General features: G+C 40.2%; 11 protein-coding genes and 2 pseudogenes. 12 read left to right on the top strand and 1 reads right to left on the bottom strand.

Going from position 1 to position 26,604, the window contains the following annotated elements; all coding sequences use genetic code 11:
• Window positions 1-47 precede the first annotated feature (47 nt).
• The 10 genes and pseudogenes from SOR_RS08090 to SOR_RS08040 form a co-directional block, all read left to right on the top strand.
• Complete coding sequence (locus SOR_RS08090) at window positions 48-842, top strand: DUF4422 domain-containing protein (protein ID WP_000047470.1); 795 nt, start codon at window positions 48-50, stop codon at window positions 840-842.
• A 19-nt stretch (window positions 843-861) separates the two neighbouring features.
• A complete protein-coding gene (locus SOR_RS08085; protein WP_000780143.1) occupies window positions 862-2,055 on the top strand; it encodes a hypothetical protein in 1,194 nt (397 codons plus the stop codon).
• A 108-nt stretch (window positions 2,056-2,163) separates the two neighbouring features.
• Window positions 2,164-3,000 (top strand): LicD family protein, encoded by an 837-nt coding sequence (locus SOR_RS08080; RefSeq protein WP_001280055.1) that lies wholly within the window; start codon window positions 2,164-2,166, stop codon window positions 2,998-3,000.
• 7 nt (window positions 3,001-3,007) lie between these two features.
• Window positions 3,008-4,090 carry a glycosyltransferase family 4 protein gene (locus tag SOR_RS08075; protein ID WP_000717320.1) on the top strand — a complete coding sequence of 361 codons (1,083 nt, stop codon included), beginning with the start codon at window positions 3,008-3,010 and terminating at the stop codon, window positions 4,088-4,090.
• Window positions 4,091-4,424: 334 nt separating this feature from the next.
• On the top strand, window positions 4,425-5,378 hold the full coding sequence (locus SOR_RS08065; protein WP_000470851.1) for a glycosyltransferase family 2 protein: 954 nt from the start codon (window positions 4,425-4,427) through the stop codon (window positions 5,376-5,378).
• Window positions 5,379-5,532: 154 nt separating this feature from the next.
• Window positions 5,533-6,948, top strand: coding sequence for a flippase (locus SOR_RS08060; protein ID WP_000866215.1), 1,416 nt, complete (start codon window positions 5,533-5,535; stop codon window positions 6,946-6,948).
• Between the two features lies 1 nt (window position 6,949).
• A complete protein-coding gene (locus SOR_RS08055) occupies window positions 6,950-7,948 on the top strand; it encodes an acyltransferase (RefSeq protein WP_001171484.1) in 999 nt (332 codons plus the stop codon).
• 13 nt (window positions 7,949-7,961) lie between these two features.
• On the top strand, window positions 7,962-9,065 hold the full coding sequence (gene glf, locus SOR_RS08050) for a UDP-galactopyranose mutase (protein WP_000272510.1): 1,104 nt from the start codon (window positions 7,962-7,964) through the stop codon (window positions 9,063-9,065).
• 27 nt (window positions 9,066-9,092) lie between these two features.
• Window positions 9,093-10,145, top strand: coding sequence for a hypothetical protein (locus SOR_RS08045; protein ID WP_000878655.1), 1,053 nt, complete (start codon window positions 9,093-9,095; stop codon window positions 10,143-10,145).
• Between the two features lie 121 nt (window positions 10,146-10,266).
• Window positions 10,267-10,488 (top strand): annotated as a pseudogene (locus tag SOR_RS08040) (GDP-mannose 4,6-dehydratase); the annotation flags it as partial.
• A 61-nt stretch (window positions 10,489-10,549) separates the two neighbouring features.
• Here SOR_RS08040 and SOR_RS08035 read toward each other — a convergent pair.
• A pseudogene (locus tag SOR_RS08035) lies at window positions 10,550-11,373 on the bottom strand (sugar nucleotide-binding protein).
• A 380-nt stretch (window positions 11,374-11,753) separates the two neighbouring features.
• Between SOR_RS08035 and SOR_RS08030 the strand changes: the two are divergent.
• Both SOR_RS08030 and SOR_RS08025 read left to right on the top strand, forming a co-directional pair.
• Window positions 11,754-18,122: a SpGH101 family endo-alpha-N-acetylgalactosaminidase gene (locus SOR_RS08030; protein WP_000361143.1), complete on the top strand. Its 6,369-nt coding sequence runs from the start codon at window positions 11,754-11,756 to the stop codon at window positions 18,120-18,122.
• 140 nt (window positions 18,123-18,262) lie between these two features.
• Complete coding sequence (locus SOR_RS08025; protein ID WP_000373810.1) at window positions 18,263-26,518, top strand: SIALI-17 repeat-containing surface protein; 8,256 nt, start codon at window positions 18,263-18,265, stop codon at window positions 26,516-26,518.
• Window positions 26,519-26,604 lie beyond the last annotated feature (86 nt).

Below are 26,604 nucleotides of genomic sequence, written 5' to 3'. Positions count from 1 at the left end.
ATTATTAAGATAGTAACAAATGAAGGAAATTGAATTAGGATATAGAAATGTCTAAAACGTTTAAAATAATAATTGCGACACATAAAAGATTTCAAATGCCGGAGGATAAGGAATTGTACGTCCCTATCCAAGTTGGCAGTGAGGGGAAGGGAGATTTAGGTTATCAACCAGATAATCAAGGAGTTCATATTTCTCACCTTAATCCTTATTATTGCGAATTGACGGGATTGTATTGGGCATGGAAAAATTTAGAATGTGATTATCTTGGATTAGTACATTATCGTCGATATTTCACATCAAAAAGACAATCATATAGTGAAGCAATCAGTATGGATGATATTATCCTTTCAAAATCAGAAGTGAAAAACTTGATGTCGAATTATGATGTTATCGTACCCCAAAAACGGAAGTATTACATTGAAACTCTATACTCGCACTATTCTCATACACACGATGCTAAGCATTTAGATATAACGCGTCAGATTATAAGTGAGATAAGCCCAGAATACGTTGAAACATTTGATAGTATAATGAAACAACGCAGTGGGTATATGTTCAATATGTTTATCATGTCTAAAGAGAATGTGACGGCTTATTGTGAATGGTTATTCCCAATTATTGATGAACTATATAAAAAATTAGATATAACAGATTATTCTGCTTTTGAAGCTAGATTATTTGGTAGAATCAGCGAACGCTTGTTTAATGTTTGGTTGGCAAAACAAGATTTGCGGGTAAAAGAGATTCCGTTCATTTATATGGAAAAAATCGATTTGATTCAAAAAGGGAAGTCCTTTTTACAAGCAAAATTCTTTGGAAAAAAATATGGACAGAGTTTTTAGATAGGGATGAATAATAAGAATGAAATTAGTACTAAAAATAAAATCTGTACCAGAACTTTTGGCTCTTGTTGCTTTAGGGATATTTTTAACGGTTTCGATATTAAATGTAACTTTTTATGCTCGGTATCTACCTGGAACAGTTTATAAATTAGCGATAGCTTTTTCCCTCTTTCTTTTGTTTATAAAAGAGTCGTTTAAGCGAAAATATGATTATAGAACTCTCATTGGTTTGTTTGCAACGGTTTTAATTTATTTTATAGTGGGGAAAATGACATCTCTCAGTTCAGAACTTCCTGTAAGTATATTATTTATTTATACTTTACGAGATATTCCCTTTAAGAAGGTGGCGAAAACTTCATTAGTCGTTAGTATGTGCTTGTTGTTTTTTGTTATCATAAGCGCAAGATTAGGAATAATAACGAATTATATAGAAATTTCTGGTCCTCGAGTACGGGCCTACCTAGGCTTTAGATATGCTCTATTTCCTTCGGTTTTACTGATGAATATAGTTGCTATTGTGTTTTATTTAAAGCAAAACAAAATCCAATACTGGCAATGGCTACTGTTAGCTCTATCAGTTTATTGGGTATATGATCAAACGGATTCTCGTTTAACATTTTATAGTTCCTGTGTATTGCTGGCATGCAGTTTGTTAATAAAATGGTTTCCGAAACTATTTTCAAAGTTAGGATATGTGATTAAAGTTTTTAAACCAACCTTTATTGTAAATGCAGTTATTAGTTTTTGGGTCTCCGTTACCTATCTCAATTCAAGTCATTCTTTTATCAATGATCTTCTTTTTAAAGCGAATCATATGTTAGGTGGTCGGATATACTTGGCTAATAAATCTTTAAATCTCTATGGTTTTGGATTTTTTGGACGACCAGTTTACTGGAATGGGAATGGTCTGACTGTTGAAGGTGTTAGAAACTATCAGACCTATCTGTATGTGGACAATTTGTATGTCCAAATCTTACAAAGATTTGGCTTACTCATCCTGGGATTAATGGTCTCAGTTCTAACTTTGACTTTGTCTAAAGTTATTAAAAGTCGTCAATGGGTTCTTGCTTTTATTTTGATAATGATGAGTTTTCATTCCATGATTGATGATTTGAATTTCTATCTTCATAATAATATTTTTTGGATATTGGTAGGCGCTTTAATAAACTCGGATTATCAGTTTTCTGATGAAGGCGATGAACAGTTAAAATAACATTCATTTGAAAAAACGTATAGTGAAATGGTAAGAACTATTTAACAAGAACTTAAAAGAGCATAGGCTGGAAAGACGGTTTTATTTCGATTTATATAGGAGGAAAGTATGTCGGATATCAAAATCATTCAAGATAAGATATTATCTATTTTGAAAGAGTTTATTAATATTTGCGAAGAAAATAACCTAACCTACTATGCTCTAGGTGGGACCTTGTTAGGAGCGGTACGTCATAAAGGTTTCATACCTTGGGATGATGACATCGATATCGGTATGCCGAGAGAAGATTATGAAAAGTTTAAAAAAATAGCTTCAAATGTCTTACCAGAAAACTACAAGTTTTTAAGCGAAGATACATTAAATTACAAAAAAGCTTTCTCTGTGATCCGAGATGATTCTACAAAAATCATCATGAATTATAGTAAAGAAGAATTGGTAGAGAGTTTGTGGATAGACATTTTTCCGTTGGATGGTATGCCTTCTAATGTTTTAAAGAAAAAAATTCATTCTTTGAGATACTTGTACGCAAGGATGATGGTTCAACTCTCGCAATTCAATAGTTTGGTGAATCAGAAAAAAGAAAATCGGCCATTCATTGAAAAGATAATTATTGCTTTTGCGAATGCTGTTAATATTGAGAAGATTATTTCCTTTACATGGGCTCAGAAAAAATATTTACAAACGATAAAAAAATATTTGTTTGATGAAGCTTATGCAGGAAATTATACGGGAGCTTACAAATTAAAAGAGATAGTACCAAGTGATTACTTTGGAGAACCAGTCCTATTACAGTTTGAAGATCTTAAACTTTGTTGTCCTTGTAAATACAAAGAATATCTAACAGCCATTTACGGAGCGGATTATATGCAATTGCCACCAGAAGATAAAAGGGCTCTTCACCACTACGAGATTATATCACTTGGTGAAAATGAAGGGGAAGTGTAGTTTAAAGATGAAAAAAATCGCTTTAGTGAAATGGAGTATCGATAGAACAGATGGAGGACTGAAAGTAGCAACCAGCCTTGCAAATGAGTTATCAACTATGTATGAAGTTCATCTTCTCTCGATGATTTCTACAGAAAACAATTTCTTCTCGCTAAAACAATCGGTTCGATATCAAAATTTATCATCAAAGAAAATATCTATGAGTAAAAATTTTCTCGAAGCGGTCAAGTTGTTGAGAAACTATCTGAAAGAAGAGAACATTGATATTGTTTTTGGAATCGGAATGAGTATGAATGCAGTTGGTGTAGCAAGTACAATTGGTTTGAGAACAAAATTTGTTTCCTGCGACCATACAAATTCTATAGTAGATATTGATACTAAAGTTAAGAAGATACAAAGGTATATTGGAGCGAAATTTGCTGATAAACTCGTGACCCTTACTCAAGAAGATCGTGAAAACTATATAAAAAAATACGGTGTTTCTGAAGAAAGGATTTGCTACATCTATAATTGGAAAGAGGCTTCTCTTTCAGATGTCTCCTATAATAAAAATTCAACTAAAATCGTGACGGTTGGTCGTTTTGATTATCAAAAAGGATTTGATTACCTTGTTCAAGTCGCGAAAAAAGTGTTAGTGAAAAGGTCTGACTGGACTTGGGAAATCTACGGTTCCGGAAGTCAAGATGAAGTGGACAAAATCAGAAATTTAATCAACGAAAATGATTTACAGGATAAGTTAGTCATAAAAGGACTCGAAAAAAATCAGGATTTGATTTATGAAGATAAAGGAATTTATGTCATGACTTCTCGCTATGAAGGTCTACCTCTAGTTCTGCTGGAAGCTCAACAATACAACCTCCCAATTGTTAGTTTCAGATGTCCAACAGGACCAAATGAGATTGTTGAAGATGGAGTTAATGGCTATCTGGTTGAGTGTTATGATACGGACAAGTTGAGCCAAAAATTGCTTGAACTGATGGGAGATGAAGCTTTGAGACAGTCTTTCTCAGAACATGCAAAAGACAATATGGATAAATTCGATAAGGAGAAAATTCTCAAGCAGTGGATTGAACTAATTGAGACGATTTAAGAGATAAGATGAAGGATTGCTTGTTATCAATTGTAATGCCTAGTTATAATATTTAGAACTACATTTCAAAAGGGCTGGAGTCTTTTCAACAAGTGCTTCCGAATGATAAAAATAAATTTGAAGTACTGGTTGTCATGGATGGTCAATAATTCGGAAAGGTCGTTAAAGGAACTATATAGAAAGATTGAGCAAAGCTCATATAAATACGTTCCTACGAAAAAATTTGCCAGATTGTCTAATTTAAATTATAGGACTAACTTTGCTTTGGGAATAATTTTTAATCCGATTTTAAATAAATACTCTGAAAAAAAAGAAAAAGAGAGAGGCGTTTAGTATGTTTATCAGCATCGTTGTTCCTGTTTATAATGTTGCAGACTATCTGCATTTTGCGATAGAAAGCTTAATTAAACAGACCTATCAAAACTTTGAGGTAATCCTTGTAAATGATGGATCCACAGATGATTCTCCTCTATTATGCGAAGATTATGCAAAGCAATATGAAAATATCCATGTTTTCCACAAAGAAAATGGTGGATTATCTGATGCACGTAACTTTGGAGTGGCAAAAGCCAACTCAGATTGGATTTTCTTTTTAGATCCGGATGATTATCTTGAAGAATATACTCTAGAGTTAATCGTGAAAATTCAGGAAACACATCAAGCAGACTTGATTTCAACAAAGGTAAAAGCTACTTCAAAATATAATGCTTATACTTCTTATCGATTGCAAGACTCAGACTATAAAGATTTGGCTCCGATTACAAAAGAAAAGGCTCTGGAACTAATGTTGGATGACAAAGTTGCAACGGTTTCTGCCTGTGCTAAGCTTTATAAAAAAAGCATATTGGAACGAGTCCCTTTTCCAGTTGGGAAAATCTATGAGGATTTTTATGTTGTAGGAGAACACCTTGCCTTGGCTGAAAGAATCGTGATCAGTCCGCTTGAAACCTACAATTACTATCGTAGGGAAGGGAGTATAGTTCGTTCAATTTTTACTGAAAAAAGATATGATTTCTTTGAAGCTGTTGCAAAAAATGAGGAAGTTATTAAAAGAGAGTACATTCAGAGTCCAGAATTAAAGCAAGCTTTGCAAGCTAAAAAATTATTAGGTGGTTTTGTAGTAATTGGTGCAAAAGCTGACTCAGGCTTAAAAGATTTTTCAAAAGATAAAGAGTTGTTGAGAGTCGAAATGAGTGACTTGTTAAAAAATAATAAGTTATCATGGAAACTAAAACTAAAATACCTTATTTTTATGTTAAACCCTAGATTGTATTTGTTGCTACGATAGTATCGTGCATAGATCCAATTTAATTTGCAACAAGTGTCAAAAAAATGTAGGAAAGAGGAAATATGAAAGAAGTTTTTAGAATAATTGACCATTATAAGTATGACCAGTCAAACTTTTTGTTTTCACTGATTAATTCTAAATTGGATGACTTGAAATGAAAGTATTAAAAAACTACGCCTACAATCTTTCTTATCAGTTATTAGTGATTATACTCCCAATCATTACGACTCCCTATGTAACACGGGTCTTTTCTTCGGATGATTTAGGGACGTATGGATACTTTAATTCCATTGTCACCTACTTTATTCTCTTAGCGACGCTGGGAGTTGCTAACTATGGGACCAAGGTCATTTCAGGACATCGTAATGAGATTAATAAAAACTTTTGGGGTATCTACTCTCTACAATTAGGGGCAACAGTTCTTTCTCTAACCTTGTATTGTCTTCTTTGTTTAACTCTTCCCTTTATGCAAAATCCGGTAGCCTACATTCTAGGTTTGAGTTTAGTTTCAAAAGGTTTAGACATTTCCTGGCTCTTTCAAGGGTTAGAAGATTTTCGAAAGATTACTGTTCGAAATATCACAGTTAAACTCGTTGGAGTCATTTCAATCTTTCTCTTTGTCAAATCTGCAAATGACCTATATCTCTATGTTTTTTTGCTAACCATATTTGAACTCTTGGGGCAACTAAGTATGTGGGTGCCTGCTCGGGAGTTTATCGGTAGTTCTCATTTTAGCATAGAATATGCTAGACATCATTTAAAGCCGGTCATATTATTATTCCTTCCTCAAGTAGCGATTTCTTTGTACATTACGCTGGATCGTACCATGCTTGGAGCCTTAGCTTCTACAAAAGATGTAGGGATTTATGACCAGGCCCTAAAATTAGTAAATATCCTTCTGACCTTGGTAACTTCCTTGGGAAGCGTTATGTTGCCTCGTGTCGCGCATTTGTTAGCGACAGGTGATCATAAAGCGGTTAACAAAATGCATGAGATGTCCTTCCTCATTTATAATCTAGTGATTTTCCCAATGATGGCAGGAATTTTAATCGTCAACGATGATTTTGTTAGCTTTTTCCTTGGGCAGGATTTTCAGGATGCACGTTATGCAATCGCCATTATGATCTTCCGTATGTTCTTTATCGGTTGGACCAATATCATGGGAATTCAGATCCTGATACCTCACAATCAAAATAAAGAGTTCATGATTTCAACAACAGCTCCCGCAATTATCAGTGTAGGTTTGAACTTACTATTCCTTCCTAAACTGGGATATATAGGAGCAGCCATTGTTTCTGTTTTGACAGAGGCGTTGGTATGGGCGATACAATTATACTTTACCCGTAGATACCTAAAAGAAGTTCCTATTATCGGATCTATGACAAAAATTGTTCTAGCGTCAGCTATCATGTATGGCATTCTGCTAGGTTCAAAAACAGTTATACATTTTTCGCCAACCCTAAATGTTCTAGCATTTGCAGTGCTTGGTGGAATCATTTATCTTTTTGCAATTCTATCTCTGAAAGTGGTAGATGTAAAAGAATTAAAACAAGTTATTAGGAAAAATTAGAATGCAAAAAAATCGGAATATCAGCCTAGATTTATTAAAAGTGCTTGCGTGTATTGGGGTCATTTTACTCCATACAACAATGGGCGGATTTAAAGAGACAGGATCATGGAATCTTTTGGCATATTTATATTATTTAGGTACCTACTCCATTCCTTTGTTTTTTATGGTCAATGGTTATTTATTGTTAGGCAAAAGGGAAATAACTTATCCTTACATACTTCAAAAAGTCAAATGGATTCTAATAACAGTGTCATCATGGAGCATTATCGTTTGGCTCTTTAAAAGAGACTTTGCGGTTAATCCAATTAAAAAAATTGTAGGCTCTCTGTTACAAAAAGGGTATTTCTTTCAGTTTTGGTTTTTTGGTGCGCTGATTCTTATTTATTTATGTTTGCCTGTTTTGAAAACAGTTATAAATTCAAAAAGAAAATATGTATACATTCTATCTTTATTGGTGGCAATTGGGTTTATAGTTGAATTAGCAAATATTTTCCTTCAGATGCCTATACAAACTCATGTTATGCAAACTTTTAGATTATGGACTTGGTTTTTCTACTATCTTTTAGGTGGTTATATAGCACAATTCAATGTAGACAACCTCAAATATAGATTTAAAAACTGGATGAAAATAGTTAGCATATTCTTAGTGTTGATATCGCCAATTATATTCTTTTTCTTAGCAAAGAATACTTACCATAATCTTTTTGCTGAATATTTTTATGATACTTTATTTGTAAAAGTCAGTACTCTAGGAATTTTTCTAACTATCCTCACGCTTACGTTGAATGAAAACCGAAAGGAAAGGATTGTTTTCCTTTCTAATCAAACAATGGGAGTTTTCATAATACACACTTATATTATGAAATTGTGGGAAAGGATATTTGGTTTTAATTTTGTTGGAGCATATTTACTTTTTGCTCTATTTACTTTAAGTGTTAGTTTTATTATTGTTGGAATGTTAATGAAGATTCCTTACTTCAATCGAATCGTCAAATTATAAAAAGGAGAACACTATGTACGATTATCTTATCGTTGGTGCTGGTTTGTCTGGAGCAATCTTCGCACACGAAGCTACAAAACGCGGTAAAAAAGTTAAAGTGATTGACAAGCGTGATCACATCGGTGGAAATATCTACTGTGAAAATGTTGAGGGCATCAATGTCCACAAGTATGGTGCCCACATTTTCCATACTTCCAATAAAAAAGTATGGGACTATGTTAACCAATTCGCTGAGTTTAACAACTATATCAACTCACCAGTGGCTAACTACAAGGGGAGTCTTTACAATCTTCCTTTCAATATGAATACCTTCTACGCTATGTGGGGAACTAAGACACCACAAGAAGTCAAGAACAAGATTGCCCAGCAAACGGCTCATATGAAAGATGTTGAGCCCAAGAACTTAGAAGAACAAGCTATCAAGTTGATTGGTCCAGATATCTATGAAAAGTTGATCAAGGGCTATACTGAAAAACAATGGGGACGTTCTGCAACAGACCTTCCGCCATTTATTATCAAGCGCCTCCCAGTGCGTTTGACCTTTGATAATAATTATTTTAATGACCGTTACCAAGGTATTCCAATCGGTGGCTATAACGTCATCATTGAAAACATGCTTGGCGATGTAGAGGTAGAGCTTGGCGTTGACTTTTTTGCCAATCGTCAAGAATTAGAGGCTTCTGCTGAAAAGGTTGTCTTTACAGGGATGATTGACCAATACTTTGATTATAAACATGGTGAGTTAGAATACCGTAGTCTTCGTTTTGAACATGAAGTTTTAGATGAGGAAAACTATCAAGGAAACGCAGTTGTAAACTATACAGAACGAGAAATTCCTTATACTCGTATCATCGAGCACAAGCATTTCGAGTATGGTACTCAACCAAAGACGGTTATTACTCGTGAATACCCAGCTGATTGGAAACGTGGAGATGAGCCATATTATCCAATCAATGATGAGAGAAACAATGCCATGTTTGCTAAGTATCAAGAAGAAGCAGCCAAAAATGACAAGGTTATCTTTTGTGGACGCCTAGCTGACTATAAATACTATGACATGCATGTGACGATTGAACGTGCATTGGATGTGGTAGCAGAAGAACTAGGGAGTATCTAAGAACATCACAGATAAAGGGGAGAAAAGGTGAAATATTATCTGAAGGATTCATTTCTGAGTAATGAATATGAAAAGAATGCAGGAAATAAGGCACGAAATGACGTGGAAGCTATTCTAGTCTCAGAGGGTTATAAGGGGTTGGAACTCAAGGTTGAGAATTGGTATAAGATGAATTTCTTTAAAGCTCAGCAACACAAATATCGTGCGCTCAAGTCTGTCTTTGATCAGTTGGGATCTGGGGATGAATTGCTGATTCAGTTCCCGATTATCCACCATACATTTTTCATTTCGCCACTCATCAAGCAGGCGCAAAATAGAGGAGTCAAATTCTATCTTGTGATCCATGATATTGAAACCTTGCGTCATGTAGGAAATTCAGCAGTGAAACTTCGTCATAAAGTGAGAAATTACTTCCAAGAGAAGGCAGCTCTTACATCAGTGGATGGCATTATCGTTCATAATGATATCATGAAAAATGCCTTGACAATTCAAGGCATACCATCAGATAAAATGGTTAGCTTGGAGATTTTTGACTATCTGATTCCGAACTTTGAGGAAAAAAATGTTCCCCAAAAAGAAGAAGCGATTATCATCGCCGGAAATCTAATTCCAACAAAATCAGGCTATCTTTATAATTTGCCAGAACAGCCAGCCTATAATCTCTATGGAATGGGGTACGATGAAAGTCGTGCATTGAAAAATACCACCTACTTTGGTTCCTTTATGCCAGATGACCTCCCAAATGCTCTTCAAGGTAGTTTTGGTTTGGTGTGGGACGGTGATAGTTCAGAAACTTGCCAGGGTTCTTTCGGAAATTACCTACGTATTAACAACTCCCACAAGGCTTCTCTTTATTTAGCTTCGGGTTTTCCTCTAGTTGTTTGGAAAGAGTCTGCCCTTGCGCATTTTGTGCTAGATAAGCAGTGTGGTATAGCGGTTGTTTCTCTACATGACCTCCAAAAGACACTAGACGATTTGACAGATCAAGATTACATGGAACTGTCGGCTAATGCCAGACAAGTAGGAGTAGCGCTTCGAAATGGTGATTATCTGAAATCGGCCATTTCTAAGTTGAAGTAAGAATTTGAAGTTACTCATTAATCAGTTCGTTAGAAAGGTTACGTCATTATGAAAGGTATTATTCTTGCAGCTGGTTCGGGAACGCGCCTGTACCACTTACTCGGGCAGCGTCAAAACAGCTGGTGCTTATGACCACGTGACAGATCGAGCTGGTCACGTCCTCCGCTATGCCATCGATGCCAGCAAACTTCGTGATGAACTAGGGTGGAAACCAGAATTTACCAACTTTGAAGCGGGTCTAAAAGAGACCATCAAGTGGTACACGGACAACCAAGACTGGTGGAAATCTGAAAAAGAAGCGGTAGAGGCTAACTATGCTAAAACACAACAAGTGATTAAGTAATCAGATATAAAAAAGCAAGAGGCCTCAAGGTCTCTTGCTTTTTTATGTATGTCGTAATCTTTTATTTTCTTATTTCTTGTTTATAAAACTCTTTAAGGGCACCTTCGCTTTGGCCAAACTCATGGTTGAGTTGAGGGGACGTTTAGCCTTGGCAGGAAACTTGCTGGAATTTACAGGGATTTACAGGGATTACTTCAACATCACTGTCTTTAAGAATCTCGACAGCCAAGTCACAGCAAGTGGTATCTTCAGCTGCGTCATTTGATAAGTGGTAGTAGCCATACTCTTTTTGATTATCAGTCAAGTAGGTCATGAATTCGACCAAGGTTCGTGTCCAGGTTGGGCGGCCGTGTTGGTCGTTGACCACTGTGAGCGTTTTATGGGTTTGGGATAGACTTTGCATGGTAAAAACAAAGTTCTTTCCAAAGACCCAGGCAGTACGAATGATGTAATGCTGTGACGTAAGGTTTTCAACAAGTTCTTCTCCCATTTGCTTAGTACGTCCGTACTCTGTTTGCGGATCAGGTAGGTCATCGACTTCCCACTCTTGTCCGATAGGTTTCTTTCCATCAAAGACATAGTCTGTTGCGATATAGACCAGAGTAGTTCCGTATTTCTCAGAGGCCTTGGCTACATTTTCAGTTCCAGTTATGTTGATGGCAAAATCCAGTTCTTTCCCCTCATCTTCTGCCACATCAACAGCAGTGTGGGCTGCACAATGATAGACCAGAGTTGGATTAACCTTGGCAAAGACTTCCTCAACCATTTCAGCATTCGTGATATCCATTTCGGCCACATCGACTGCAACCTAGTCCACATTTCGTTCATCTAGTAAATAAGGTAGTTCGGTACGAGTTGACCATTTGCACCTGTAATTAATTTCATTGTCTTCTCCTTCACTTTTCTTCTATCTAACTAATCATAGCAAAAAATGATAAAAAATCCGATTTTCAGCCCTTGTTTTGATGGTTTCTATCTGATAATAATTTGTTTTTGAAATGAAGCTGTTTATTAGATTCTTTGAGATAGAACTTTTTTATAACTGTAAAGCGATTATTTAAATTCTTAGAGTTAGTACTTTCCAGAAAAGAGAAAATTTTAGTGAATTTTACCTATTTCCTATTGCTTTCTGCCTTTTTATTTGTTATATTAAAAGTACAATTATTTTTAATTTATAACAGTTAAGCAGAGCACTTTCAGAGAAAGGAGTATTTTTAAAAAAGAAATGTAAACGCTTACTGGAAAATGAAAGGATTTAGGAGTTCATGGATAAACGATTTTTTGAAAAACGCTGTAAGTTCAGTATTCGTAAGTTTACGCTTGGAGTAGCTTCGGTGATGATTGGAGCGACTTTCTTCGCAGCTAGCCCAGTATTAGCTGATCAAGCAAGAGTTGGTTCAACAGATAATTTGCCGAGTGAACTAGCTGATTTGGATAAGAAGGCTAGTGATGAGGGGCACGATTTTGACAAGGAAGCTGCCGCTCAGAATCCTGGTTCAGCTGAGACTACTGAAGGCCCACAAACAGAAGAAGAGTTGTTGGCTCAAGAAAAAGAAAAGTCTGAAAAGCCAAGCAATCTGCCAAAAGAATTAGAAGATAAGTTGGAGAAAGCCGAAGACAATGGGCGCGAAGTTGACAAGGATCAATTGGCCCAAGATACAGGGAAGCTCGTCCCAGAAGATGTGGCTAAGACTACCAATGGGGAATTAAACTATGGCGCGACTGTTAAGATTAAGACGCCATCAGGAGAAGGTAGCGGTATTGTCGTTGCTAAAGACCTTGTATTGACGGTTTCTCATAACTTTATCAAGGACAGCCAAGACGGCAATATCCGTAAGGTTGTGGATAATGACCAAGGGGATGGAGATATCTATAGCATCTCTTATCCAGGATTGCCAGATGTCAAGTTTAGTAAGAAAGATATCATTCATTGGGATCGTGAAGGCTACCTGAAGGGCTTCAAAAATGATTTGGCCCTTGTGAGATTGCGTACAGTTCTAGAAAATACGCCTGTTGAAGTAACTAAAAAGCCAGTTGTTAAGAAAATTGGAGATAAACTCCATGTCTTTGGTTATCCAGAAGGGAAATTGAATCCGATTGTCAATACTACAGTTGATTTTGCGGAACCATACGGAGAAGGTGTCCAAGGGATTGGTTACCAAGGAGGAAAACCGGGCGCTAGTGGTGGCGGTATCTTTGATACAGAAGGCAAACTAGTCGGTGTTCACCAAAATGGTGTAGTTGGAAAACGGAGCGGAGGCATTCTCTTCTCACCAGCTCAGCTAAAATGGATTCAAGACCACATGCAGGGAATTTCAAGTGTGAAACCAGCAGACTTGGAAGAGAAAGAAAAACCGGCTGAAGAAAAACCAAAAGAGGATAAACCTGCAGCTGCTAAACCTGAAACGCCTAAGACAGTAACCCCTGAATGGCAAACAGTAGCGAATAAAGAGCAACAAGGAACCGTCACTATTCGTGAAGAAAAGGGTGTCCGCTACAATCAATTGTCCTCGACTGCACAGAACGACAATGGCGATAAACCAGCCTTGTTTGAAAAACAAGGATTGACAGTTGATGCTAATGGAAATGCGACGGTTGATTTAACCTTCAAAGATGATTCTGAAAAGGGCAAATCACGCTTTGGTGTCTTCTTGAAATTTAAAGATACCAAGAACAATGTTTTTGTTGGTTATGACAAAGATGGCTGGTTCTGGGAGTATAAATCTCCAACCGATAGCACCTGGTATAAGGGCAATCGTGTAGCAGCACCAGAACCAGGTTCTGTAAACCGTCTTTCTATCACTCTCAAGTCAGATGGACAACTCAATGCAACGAATAATGATGAGAAGCTCTTTGATACAGTCACTTTGCCAGCAGCTGTTAATGAAACTCTCAAAAATGAGAAGAAAATCGTCCTAAAAGCTGGCTCCTATAGCAATGACCGTACGGTTGTCAGCGTTAAAACAGACAATCAAGAAGGTGTAAAAGCAGATGATACTCCTGCCCAGAAAGAAACAGGTCCGGTTGTTGACGATAGTAAAGTATCTTATGACACTATCCAGTCAGCAGTTTTGAAAGCGGTAATTGACCAAGCCTTTCCTCGTGTGAAGGAATACACCTTGAATGGGCATACTTTACCAGGACAAGTTCAACAACTTAAGAAAATCTTGGTAAACAATCACGAAATTACACCTGAAGTCACCTATAAGAAGATCAATGATACTACTGCAGAGTATTTGATGAGGCTTCGTGACGAGAAGAATTTCATCAATGCAGATATGACTGTACGCTTGCAAGTTGTGGACAATCAATTGCATTTTGATGTGACCAAGATTGTCAACCATAACCAAGTTACTCCAGGTCAGAAGATTGATGATGAAAGAAAACTTCTCTCCTCTATCAATTTCTTAGGAAACTCACTTGTGTCGGTTTCAAGCGACCAAACTGTGGCTAAGTTTGACGGGGCAACCATGTCAAACAACACTCATATCAGTGGAGATGAACATATCGATGTAACCAATCCAATGAAAGATTTGGCTAAGGGCTATATGTATGGTTTTGTTTCTACAGATAAGCTTGCTGCAGGTGTTTGGAGTAACTCTCAAAACAGCTACGGTGGTGGTTCGAATGACTGGACTCGTTTGACAGCATTCAAACAAACTGTTGGAAATACAAACTATGTGGGAATCCAAAGTTCTGAATGGCAATGGGAAAAAGCTTATAAAGGGATTGTATATCCAGAGTACACTAAGGAACTTCCAAGTGCTAAAGTTGTTATCACTGAAGATGCCAATGCGGATAATAAAGTTGACTGGCAAGATGGTGCCATTGCTTATCGTAGCATCATGAACAACCCTCAAGGTTGGGAAAAAGTCAAGGATATCACAGCTTACCGTATCGCGATGAACTTTGGTTCTCAAGCACAAAACCCATTCCTTATGACCTTGGATGGTATCAAGAAAATCAATCTCCACACAGATGGTCTTGGGCAAGGTGTTCTCCTTAAAGGATATGGTAGTGAAGGTCACGACTCTGGTCACTTGAACTATGCTGATATTGGTAAACGTATTGGTGGTGTTGAAGACTTCAAGGCCTTGATCGAGAAAGCTAAGAAGTATGGTGCATATCTTGGTATCCACGTTAACGCTTCTGAAACCTATCCTGAGTCTAAATACTTTAATGAAAATATTCTTCGTAAGAATCCAGATGGTAGCTACAGCTACGGTTGGAACTGGCTAGACCAAGGTATCAACATTGATGCTGCTTATGACTTGGCGCATGGACGCTTGGCTCGCTGGGAAGACTTGAAGAAAAAACTTGGTGAAGGTCTCGACTTTATCTATGTGGACGTTTGGGGCAATGGCCAATCAGGTGATAACGGTGCCTGGGCTACTCACGTTCTTGCTAAAGAAATCAACAAACAAGGCTGGCGCTTTGCGATTGAGTGGGGCCATGGTGGTGAGTACGACTCTACCTTCCAACACTGGGCAGCTGATTTGACCTATGGTGGCTACACTAATAAAGGTATCAACAGTGCTATCACGCGCTTTATCCGCAACCACCAAAAAGATTCTTGGGTTGGGGACTACAGAAGTTATGGTGGTGCAGCCAACTACCCACTTCTAGGTGGTTACAGCATGAAAGACTTTGAAGGCTGGCAGGGAAGAAGTGACTACAATGGCTACGTGACTAACCTCTTTGCCCATGATGTCATGACTAAGTATTTCCAACACTTCACTGTAAGTAAATGGGAAAATGGTACACCAGTTACCATGACCGATAACGGTAGCACCTATAAATGGACTCCAGAAATGAAGGTTGAGCTAGTCGATTCAGCAGGTAACAAGGTTGTTGTGACGCGTAAGTCAAATGATGTCAATAGCCCACAATACCGCGAACGTACAGTAACGCTCAACGGACGTGTCATCCAGGATGGTTCAGCTTACTTGACTCCTTGGAACTGGGATGCGAATGGTAAGAAACTTCCTACTGATAAGGAAAAAATGTACTACTTCAATACGCAGGCTGGTGCAACAACTTGGACCCTTCCAAGCGATTGGGCAAAGAGCAAGGTTTACCTTTACAAGCTAACTGACCAAGGTAAGACAGAAGAGCAAGAACTAACTGTAAAAGATGGCAAGATTACCCTAGACCTTCTAGCTAATCAACCATACGTACTTTACCGTTCAAAACAAAGCAATCCTGAAATGTCATGGAGCGAAGGCATGCACATCTATGACCAAGGATTTAATAGCGGTACCTTGAAACACTGGACCATTTCAGGCGATGCTTCTAAGGCAGAAATTGTCAAGTCTCAAGGGGCAAACGATATGCTTCGTATTCAAGGAAACAAAGAAAAAGTTAGTCTCACTCAGAAATTAACTGGCTTGAAACCAAATACCAAGTATGCCGTTTATGTGGGTGTCGATAACCGTAGTAATGCCAAGGCTAGCATCACTGTAAACACTGGCGAAAAAGAAGTGACTACTTATACAAATAAGTCACTCGCTCTCAACTATATCAAAGCATATGCTCATAACAATCGTCGTGACAATGCTACAGTTGACAATACAAGTTACTTCCAAAACATGTATGCCTTCTTTACAACTGGATCGGACGTCTCAAATGTTACTCTTACTTTGAGTCGTGAAGCTGGTGATGAAGCAACTTACTTTGATGAAATTCGTACCTTTGAAAATAATTCAAGCATGTACGGAGAAAACCATGATACAGGTCAAGGAACCTTCAAACAAGACTTTGAAAATGTAGCTCAAGGTATCTTCCCATTTGTAGTAGGTGGTGTCGAAGGTGTCGAAGATAACCGCACTCACTTGTCTGAAAAACACGATCCATATACACAACGTGGTTGGAACGGTAAGAAAGTTGATGATGTTATCGATGGAAATTGGTCACTCAAGACCAATGGACTGGTTAGCCGTCGTAACTTGGTTTACCAAACCATTCCTCAAAACTTCCGCTTTGAGGCAGGTAAGACCTACCGTGTAACCTTTGAATATGAAGCAGGCTCTGACAATACCTATGCCTTTGTAGTTGGTAAGGGAGAATTCCAGTCAGGTCGTCGTGGTAGTCAAGCAAGCAACTTGGAAATGCATGAATTGCCAAATACTTGGACGGATTCTAAGAAAGCCAAGAAAGTAACCTTCCTCGTGACAGGTGCAGAAACAGGCGATACTTGGGTAGGTATCTACTCAACTGGAAACGCAAGCAATACTCATGGAGATGCTGGCGGAAATGCCAACTTCCGTGGTTACAACGATTTCATGATGGACAATCTTCACATCGAGGAAATTACCCTAACAGGTAAGATGTTGACAGAAAATGCTCTGAAGAACTACTTGCCAACTGTAGCCATGACCAACTACACCAAAGAGTCTATGGATGCTTTGAAAGAGGCGGTCTTTAACCTCAGTCAGGCAGATGATGACATTAGTGTGGAAGAAGCGCGTGCAGAGATTGCTAAGATTGAAGCCTTGAAGAATGCTTTGGTTCAGAAGAAGACAGCCTTGGTAGCAGAAGACTTTGAAAGTTTGGATGCGCCAGCTCAACCAGGTGAAGGTCTAGAGAATGCCTTTGATGGCAATGTTTCTAGCCTATGGCATACATCTTGGAATGGAGGAGATGTAGGCAAGCCTGCAACCATGGTCTTGAGAGAACCTACTGAAATCACAGGACTTCGCTATGTTCCACGTGCCTCTGATTCAAATGGAAACTTGCGAGATGTGAAACTGGTTGTCACAGATGAGTCTGGCAAGGAACATACCTTCACAGTGACAGATTGGCCAAATAACAACAAACCAAAAGACATTGACTTTGGCAAGACAATCAAGGCTAAGAAAATTGTCCTTACTGGTACCAAGACTTACGGAGATGGTGGCGATAAATACCAATCTGCAGCGGAACTCATCTTTACCCGTCCACAGGTAGCAGAAACACCACTTGACATGTCTGGCTATGAAGCAGCTTTGGCTAAGGCGCAGAAATTAACAGACAAAGACAATCAAGAGGAAGTAGCTGGAGTTCAGGCGAGCATGAAATATGCGACGGATAACCATCTCTTGACGGAAAGAATGGTTGCCTACTTCGCAGACTATCTCAACCAATTAAAAGATTCTGCTACGAAACCAGATGCTCCAACAAGTAGCAAGGGAGAAGAACAACCACCAGTTCTTGATGTACCTGAGTTCAAAGGCGGCGTCAATGCAGCAGAAGCAGCTGTACATGAAGTCCCTGAGTTCAAGGGCGGCGTTAATGCGGTCCAAGCCTTGGTTCACGAATTACCAGAATACAAAGGTGGAGCCAATGCGGTCCTAGCAGCTGCAAATGAAGTTCCAGAGTATAGAGGTGGAGTCAATGCAGTTGAGGCCTTGGTGAATGAAAAGCCAGCCTACACAGGTGTATTGGCTACTGCTGGAGATCAAGCAGCTCCAACAGTTGAAAAACCTGAGTACCTGCTCACTCCAAGCCCAGTAGCTGATGCCAAAACTCCAAGAGCTAAAGATGAAGAGAAGCTTCCTGCTACAGGAGAACATGGTTCAGAAGCAGCCCTCTTCTTAGCAAGTGTGAGTATCGCTTTATCTGCTGCAGTCCTTGCGACAAAACGTAAAGAAGATTAATGAGATTTGATTGTAGCAGTTCAAAGCAACTCGAATCAAAAAGGAACAAACAGCCGGAGAGGACCTCTTGGTTCTCTCCTTTTTCAAAGGAGAAATGATACCGCTTACTCATGTATGCGGATGAAAGGAATAGGAGAAAGATGGATAGACATTTTTTTGAGAAACGCTGTCACTATAGTATAAGAAAATTTGCAATCGGTGCAGCCTCCGTTATGATTGGTGCTAGTATCTTTGGCGCCAATATGGTTCAGGCGGCAGAAACAGCAACACCTTCAGAGACAGAGGGAAGTATCACTCATGTTCAAGCCTTGGATAAGTTACCAGATGATTTAGCCGCTGCGCTTGAAAAGGCGGATGCAGAAGCTGCAACAGAAGCAAGTCATGAAGAAACTCCAGCGACAGATGAGGGAACCAATCCTGCAGCAAGTGAAGAGGCAAAACCAGAGACAAGTCCTACAAGTCCCAAGCCAGCAGAAACGCCGAAACCGGTTGAAACACCAAAGGCAGACAAACAACCTGCGGAAACCACTACACCAGCAGTAAAACCAGCTGAAAAGACAATCGAAGATAGAGAAGATGTCAACCATCTCGAAGGTGCTACTGCTCAGGCGAGCAACCATGAGACTGGTACCAACTTTACTGCGGATAAGGCAGTGGACGGTAATCCGGATACTCGTTGGGCTACGGATAAAGATGTACCAAAACCAACCTTCGAATTAACTCTTCCAAAAACTACCCTTATCAAGCATGTAGAAATAGACTGGGATCGTCGTCTTCGTAATGGGCAAAATGATCCAAATATCAAATCTTGGAGTCTCTACTACGCAGGTCAAGAAGACGTGGGCGCTAACGGAGAAAAACAATGGAAACTCGCTCATACCAAGACTGGAGATCCTGTTTTAGATGAGAAAGTAGATCTAGCTGAAAGTATCAAAGCTAAGTATCTCAAATTGGAGGTCAATGATTACCAAGCGGGAACAATGAACTGGAGAAACGTTGGAATCCAAGAAATTCGAGCTTATTCTAACGTTCCGGACCATAGTAAGGTAACGGATATCCGCCAAGTAACAGAACTCACAGTAGCAGAAGACGGACAGTCTCTTGTTCTACCAACTTTACCAGGAAAAGTCAGTCTCATCGGAAGCAACAAACAAGGTGTAATTGACCTTCAAAATCACATCCATAAACCTCTGACAGATCAACGCGTCAAGGTCATGGTGCAGCAAATCAAAGACAGCCATACTTTCACTAAGGAATTTGAAGTAGTCATCAAGGGGCTACATCAGGACGAGGGTGTGGGTGTAAAACCAAAAGTAGCACCAGCTGTTCAACAATGGTATGGGAAAGAAGGCCAATCTTCTATCACTTCAGATACAGTTCTTGCGACTGGAGATTCAGGATTTGATCAGGCAGCAACCTTCTACCAGTCAGACCTTGCAAGCCGTGGATTGGAACTTGCAACAGGTGACAAACAGGCTCAAAAACGAATCGAGTTTAAAAAGGTTGAAAACAAAGGTTATGGCAAGGAAGGCTATGGCATCACTATCCAAGATGATGTGATTACCATCGAAGCTGCAACGAACACAGGAGCCTTCTACGCAACTCGTACTCTTCTTCAAATGGGAGAAACAGACCTACAAAATGGCGAAATTCGTGATTTCCCAAGTTTCAGCCACCGTGGCTTTATGCTGGATACAGGTCGTAAATTTATCCCTTATGACACCCTTGTAGACATCATGCTCAACATGGCCTACTACAAGATGAACGACTTGCAGTTGCACCTTAATGATAACTATATCTTCCTCAAGGAACACTTGGCAGGTAAGAATTTAAGTCCAGAAGAACAACTCAAGTATGTACTTGAACATGCCAAGACTGGTTTCCGTTTGGAGACAGATATTGTCGGTAAGAATGGTCAAAAATTGACATCAGATGAGCATTATACTAAGGAAGAAATGCAAAATCTGATTAAATTGGCCAAGGCCTTGCATATCAACCTAGTACCAGAAATTGATACACCAGGTCATGCCCTGTCCTTTGTCAAAGTTCGTCCAGACCTCATGTATCAAGGTAGTCTGAGCGATTATGCAGGCAAGCACAATGTTGAGCGCGTAGCCATGCTGGACTTGGATAACAAGTACGATGAGACATTAGCTTTTGTCAAATCAGTCTATGACAAGCTCCTCGATGGTCCAGATGCACCGCTTCATGGGGTATCTACTGTTCATATCGGAACGGATGAATACTATGGTAGCAGAGAAAGCTATCGCCGCTATGTCAATGACCTTATCAAATACATTAAAGGGAAAGGCTATACCCCTCGTATCTGGGGCTCGCTCAGTGCGAAACGTGGGAACACTCCTGTTGATTGGAACGGAGTAGAAGTTGATATCTGGAGCATTGGCTGGCAACGACCAAATGAAGCCATTGCTCAGGGAGCTAAGATTATCAACATCACGGATGTGCCGACATATAGTGTCCCAAGTGGAAGCAATAGTCAAGCAGCCTACGGGGACTATGCCAACTACGAACGCCAGTACAATAGCTGGACACCGAATGATTTCAGAACAGGTGGAGGTCCACTTCTACCAGCTTCTCATCCAAGTATTATTGGTGGTGGACACGCAGTTTGGAATGACAATATCGATCTTCATGAGACTGGCTTGACCTCTTATGATATCTTTAAACGCTTCTTCAAGAGCATGCAAACCACTGCGGAGCGCACTTGGGGATCTGACCGTGCAGCTGCGACCTTTGCAGAACGCACCCTACCAACAAGCCCTTATGCGCCACAGTCAAATCCTGATAGAGCGATTGATCAAAGTGATTTGTTTACCATCAATTCTGAAACCGTCAAGAACTATGCAAGCAAGAAGGTGAAGACAAGCGAGCAAGGATTGGCTTTTGAGAAAGACAGCAGCATCGAAGGCTTAGCAGGTGATGTTGGTCCAAGTCACGTCTTGAAGTTTGATGTGACTGTCACTGGAGACGGGGAACAAACCTTCTCAACAAGTGGGGACAACCGTATCTATCTAGCTGATAAAGACGGCTACCTTGCTTATAAATTTGAACAGTTCCATATCCAATTCAATAAAAAACTTGAAAAGAACAAACGTTATCAAATCTCTATCGTAACCAAACCACAGTCAACAGAAGTCTATGTGGATGGTGAAAAGATTGAGCGTATTGCAAATCCAGCCCACCCTCGCTTTGCCCACAATAGCTTGGTACTACCGCTTGAAAGTATCGGTGGTTTCAAAGGAATCTTGCATAGTGCAGAGTTGTCAGACAAACCATTTGTAAATCCTCGCTTGATTTCAAATGATAAGATTACTGCAACCGCAAGCAGTCAGCAACTTCCAGGAAACGCAACTGAAGGCGCTGTTGAAAAGGCCTTTGACAGTGATTCAAATACCTTCTGGCATACTAAGTGGACTGGTGACACTGCGCCATACACCCTTACTATGACCTTGAAAGAAGCAGAAAAAGTCAATGGCTTGACGTATCTCCCACGTCCAGGTGGTGGAAATGGTGTCGTGACGCGCTACGAAATCTACGCACAAAAAGATGGCCAAATGGTCAAGGTTTCAGAAGGAAGCTGGGACAACAACGCCCAAGAAAAAACAGTCAACTTTGCGGCGGTAGATACCAACAAGATTGAGTTGAAAGTATTGGAAGGCGTTGGTGGTTTTGCAAGTGCGGCTGAAGTTCATCTATTGAAACCTGCCAAAGAAGGACAAGAGACGCCTGAACCAAGTCAGCCTCAACCACCATCTACTCCTGAAAAACCAAAAGTAGACCAAACAGGTGATGGAACAGTTGAATTGGCGGATCAATTCACTGCAAGCAAACCAGCTAGTGAAGACAGCATTGCAGCTGCTAGCAAGAGTGCAGACTATCTCAAGAAAGAGTACAAGGTCTTCCCAACGCCACAAAAAGTAACCTATGGCGAAGGTGTTACAGCCCTTCGTAAGCAAGTCAATCTGGTCATGGGCGATCAACTCGATATCTATACTCGCAATCGCTTGAAGAGTGTCTTGCAGGACAATCAAGTATCTTATACAACTGGTAAGGCGGCAATCGCTGGCGCAACCAATATCTATCTTGGAGTGCATGGACAAGGTTCACAAGCAGAGCAAAACTTGTCCAAGGTTTCAGCAGGTCTCTTTGATAAGATTGATGCCTATGTTTTGAGTATCAAGGATAATTCGATTTCCATCGTCGGAAAAGACACAGATGCGGTCTTCTATGGTTTGACAACCTTGAAACATATGCTCAAGGAAAGCCAAGTGCCAGTCCTTCGCAATGTGACAGTAGAAGATTACGCAGAGCTCAAGAACCGTGGTTTTATTGAAGGTTACTATGGAAACCCATGGTCAAATGCAGATCGTGCAGAATTGATGCGATTTGGTGGCGATTTGAAATTGAACCAATACTTCTTTGCACCAAAAGATGATCCATACCACAACAAGAAATGGCGTGAACTCTATCCAGAAGAAAAACTAGCAGAAATTCGTGAACTTGCTCGTGTCGGAAATCAAAGTAAAACCCGCTATGTCTGGACCATCCATCCATTCATGAACAACCGTATCCGTTTTGGCAATGAAGCGCATTACCAAGAAGATTTGGCAACCATCAAGGCCAAATTTACCCAGTTGATGAAAGTGGGTGTCCGTGAGTTTGGTATTCTAGCAGATGATGCACCAAGTCCTGTTGGAGGCTACAATAGCTACAACCGCTTGATGCAAGATATGACCCAGTGGTTGACTGAAATGCAGGGAACTTACAGCGGTCTTCGTAAAGAAATGATCTTTGTTCCTGGCCAGTATTGGGGTAATGGACGTGAAGATGAGTTGAAATCCCTCAATGAAAATCTCCCAAGTTCAACATCCATGACCTTGACGGGTGGTAAGATTTGGGGTGAAGTCTCTGAAAGCTTCCTTTCAACTCTCAAGAACAATCTATCCGCAGGAGGCAAGACCTATCGCCCAGTTTCACTTTGGATTAACTGGCCGGTAACAGACAACTCTAAACAACACTTGATTCTAGGTGGTGGTGAGAAATTCCTTCATCCAAATGTGGATCCAAGCTTGCTATCTGGTATCATGTTGAACCCAATGCAACAGTCTGAACCATCTAAGATTGCCCTCTTTTCAGGAGCTCAATACTCATGGAAACAGTGGAAATCAGAAGAAGAAGCTAAGAAAATCAATGACATTGCCTTCAACTTTGTAGAAAATGGTCATTTTGAAGATAGCAAGGTATCAGCAGCCTTCCGCGAACTTGGTAAGCACATGATTAACCAAAACATGGATAATCGTGTCGTCAAACTAGAAGAATCGGTAGACTTGGCTCCAAAATTAACAGACTTCATGACCAAGCTCAAAGCAGGTCAGGATGTGACTGCGGAACGTGCAGCCTTGCGTGCAGAATTTGCCAAGATTAAAGAAGCAGCCGAACTCTATAAAGCATCAGGCGATAAAAAAATGGTTGCCCAAATCCACTATTGGTTGGATAATGCAATCGATCAAATGAATGCTCTCGATGCCTTCCTTACAGGAACTGAAGCTATGGCTACAAACGATGCAGCCAAACTTTGGGATAGCTACTATAAAGGTTTGAAATTGTACGAACAGTCTCAAACTCACACCTTCCATTATGTAGACCATATGGAAAAAGCTGAATTGGGTGTTCAACATATTCGTCCATTTATCCTATCCTTGAAGGAAGTTCTAGCGTCTGAAGTTCAAAAAGTCTTGCATCCAGATCAAATCATCAGCACCTTTATCACCAATCGAACAGGTGTAGAAGGTGGTTTGGCAGAAGTGACGGATGGCGATTTGGCAACTCATGCGATTATTAAATCACCAAACAGCATCAAGACAGGTGATTATATCGGTATGAAATTCAACAAGCCGGTAGATATCCAAACCTTGACCTTTGCTATGGGAACCCAGGCAAATCCACGTGATACCTTTAGTAAGGCAGAAGTGCAGTATCAAGATGAAAATGATAACTGGGTAACCTTGAAAGAGCCAAGCTATGTCGGAAATGAATCCCTTCTTAAGTTTGAAAATCTCACTATCAAGGCCAAGGCAGTTCGCATGATTGCGACAGCAGACCGCGAGAACACTTGGTTTGCAGTTCAGGAAATTGCAGTCAACCGTCCCGTTGAAAAAGCTCGTAGCCAACAAGCAACGACAGTCAGTCTAAGCTCAAACTTAGTTTACAAACTAAATACCTCAGCTCGTCAAATCACTGATGGCAAGGACAATACAGAAGCCATGATGGCAAATGCTGACGGTAGCAATACGACACCAGTAGATGCCTGGGCACAACTTGACCTCGGTGAAGTCAAGTCAGTCACTAAAGTACGACTTCGCCAAGGAACGGGTGATAAGCTTGCCACAGGTGTACTTGAGTACTCTACAGATGGAACTGCATGGCAAGAGTTGGATCGCCTATCAGGTGAGCAAACTAAGGAAGTGACCAGAGCGATCAATGCTCGTTACATCCGAGTCCGCAATACCAAGGCCCTTGACCTCTGGTGGCGTATCCAGGACTTCTCTGTTGAGACACGTTCTGGAAACAGTGAGTTAACGGACACCAACGTTGATGCCTTGAAGGAAACGCCGGTAGTGGATAGCTTGGGCAGTTACGAGCTTCAAATTCCAGCTGGAACCAAACTTCCTGCAAATAGCTATCTAGGTATGAAACTCGACCGTATCCATCAGGTCAAGAGCATCCAGCTCCAAGGCCAAGCCAACCCAGCTCTTAGCCTTGAGTACTCTGCAAATGCTCAAGAATGGCTGCCAGCTAGCCAGTTGACTGATAGATCTGCAGCAAGCCACTTAGTACGTTATGTGCGACTGGTCAACAAAACAGATCAGGAACAAGCTGTGACAGCCACTTCTCTCCTTGTGACAACCAAAGAAGTGCAACCAACCAAACTAGAATCTACAACTATGGGCATTCATCCAACATACGGAAGCAATGATGTTCGTAAACTAAACAACCTAGATCAATTATTTGATGGTGTTTACAACAACTTTGTTGAGTTTTCAGACTATGCTCGTAAAGATGGTCATGTGACCTTGAAACTTGGCAGCGAACGCACCATCAAGAAGATTAGAGCCTACATCCAAGACGGAACTCAAAACTATCTTCGTGATGGTAAGATTCAAGTCAGCCAAGACGGTAAAACTTGGACTGATGTCGTTACAGTAGGAGATGGTGTGGCCAATAGCACACACGATGATTCATTGACAGATGGTTGGACACATGATTCTAAGATGCCAGGAAATCGCTACATCGAGGGTGAATTGACGACACCAGTCAAAGCCAACTATCTCCGTGTCCTCTATACAGCAGACTATGATGCCCGTTTTGTAGGCTTTACAGAATTGGTCATCAACGATGGTGAATTTGTCAAACCAATCAATGATCCAACAGTAGAAGGAAGTAGTGGAGAAAGCCAAGGCAACCTTTATAATAATCTTGTAGACGGCAAAGTCTTGACCAGCTACAAGTCTGAAAAAGACAAGGGCGAATTGGTGTATCACTTGTCTGAGCCAACTAATGCCAACCATCTTCGTCTTGTTTCCAGTCTTCCTGAAGGAGCGAAAGCACGTATTCTTGCTAGAACACTCAAGGATGGTCAAGACAGTTGGACAGACCTCGGTGCCATTACATCTAGTCTCCAAACCTTCGCTATCCGAAATGGTGGCTCTCTTCTAGACGTCAAATTAGTCTGGGAAGGCGGCAAGGCTGAGTTTTATGAATTGGCAAGCTTCCATCAAGAATTAACAGAAGAACCGGTTCAATCAAGTAAGGGCGAAGAGCCAGCACCTGTTCTTGAGGTTCCTGAATTCACAGGCGGTGTCAATTCAGTTGAAGCCCTAGTACATGAACTTCCAGAGTACACAGGCCCAGTAGCAACGGTAGGTGACCAAGCTGCTCCGACAGTAGAGAAACCTGAGTTCAAGGGCGGTGTCAATGCAGTTGAAGCCCTAGTACATGAACTTCCAGAGTACACAGGTCCAGTAGCGACAGTAGGTGACCAAGCCGCTCCAACAGTAGAGAAACCTGAGTTCAAGGGCGGTGTCAATGCAGTGATGGCTCTAGTACATGAATTGCCAGAATACACAGGCCCATTAGCGACAGTAGGCGACCAAGCTGCTCCAACAGTAGAGAAACCTGAGTTTAAACTTAGCTCACTTGCTTCAGATGAAGGTAAGAAACCGGCACCGGATCTAAAACAAGAAGTGACGAACCGAGAAACAGCTGAACAAAGCTTGCCAGCAACTGGTGAAAGTCAATCTGACACAGCCCTCTTCCTAGCAGGTGTTAGCCTAGCCCTATCTGCTCTCTTTGTAGCAAAAACAAAGAAAGACTAGTATTTAGTAAAACCTCTTAACAAGATTACGAAATCCGTTTTCCTATCTTTCCCAATGAGGTTTATAGTACGCAGAAAGCCTGAGAA

The sequence above is a fragment of the Streptococcus oralis Uo5 genome (assembly GCF_000253155.1).
Classification (GTDB): Bacteria; Bacillota; Bacilli; order Lactobacillales; family Streptococcaceae; genus Streptococcus; species Streptococcus oralis_L.
Note: the sequence above shows the minus strand (reverse complement) of the source record. Positions and strands in the feature narration are given on the sequence as shown.

What these genes read in the sequence shown, in the direction of transcription:
- glf (WP_000272510.1), top strand. Translation starts at nt 7,962, where the DNA reads ATGTACGATTATCTTATCGTTGGTGCTGGTTTGTCTGGAGCAATCTTC.
- SOR_RS08060 (WP_000866215.1), top strand. Translation starts at nt 5,533, where the DNA reads ATGAAAGTATTAAAAAACTACGCCTACAATCTTTCTTATCAGTTATTA.
- SOR_RS08030 (WP_000361143.1), top strand. Translation starts at nt 11,754, where the DNA reads ATGGATAAACGATTTTTTGAAAAACGCTGTAAGTTCAGTATTCGTAAG.
- SOR_RS08075 (WP_000717320.1), top strand. Translation starts at nt 3,008, where the DNA reads ATGAAAAAAATCGCTTTAGTGAAATGGAGTATCGATAGAACAGATGGA.
- SOR_RS08080 (WP_001280055.1), top strand. Translation starts at nt 2,164, where the DNA reads ATGTCGGATATCAAAATCATTCAAGATAAGATATTATCTATTTTGAAA.
- SOR_RS08065 (WP_000470851.1), top strand. Translation starts at nt 4,425, where the DNA reads ATGTTTATCAGCATCGTTGTTCCTGTTTATAATGTTGCAGACTATCTG.
- SOR_RS08025 (WP_000373810.1), top strand. Translation starts at nt 18,263, where the DNA reads ATGGATAGACATTTTTTTGAGAAACGCTGTCACTATAGTATAAGAAAA.
- SOR_RS08085 (WP_000780143.1), top strand. Translation starts at nt 862, where the DNA reads ATGAAATTAGTACTAAAAATAAAATCTGTACCAGAACTTTTGGCTCTT.
- SOR_RS08055 (WP_001171484.1), top strand. Translation starts at nt 6,950, where the DNA reads ATGCAAAAAAATCGGAATATCAGCCTAGATTTATTAAAAGTGCTTGCG.
- SOR_RS08090 (WP_000047470.1), top strand. Translation starts at nt 48, where the DNA reads ATGTCTAAAACGTTTAAAATAATAATTGCGACACATAAAAGATTTCAA.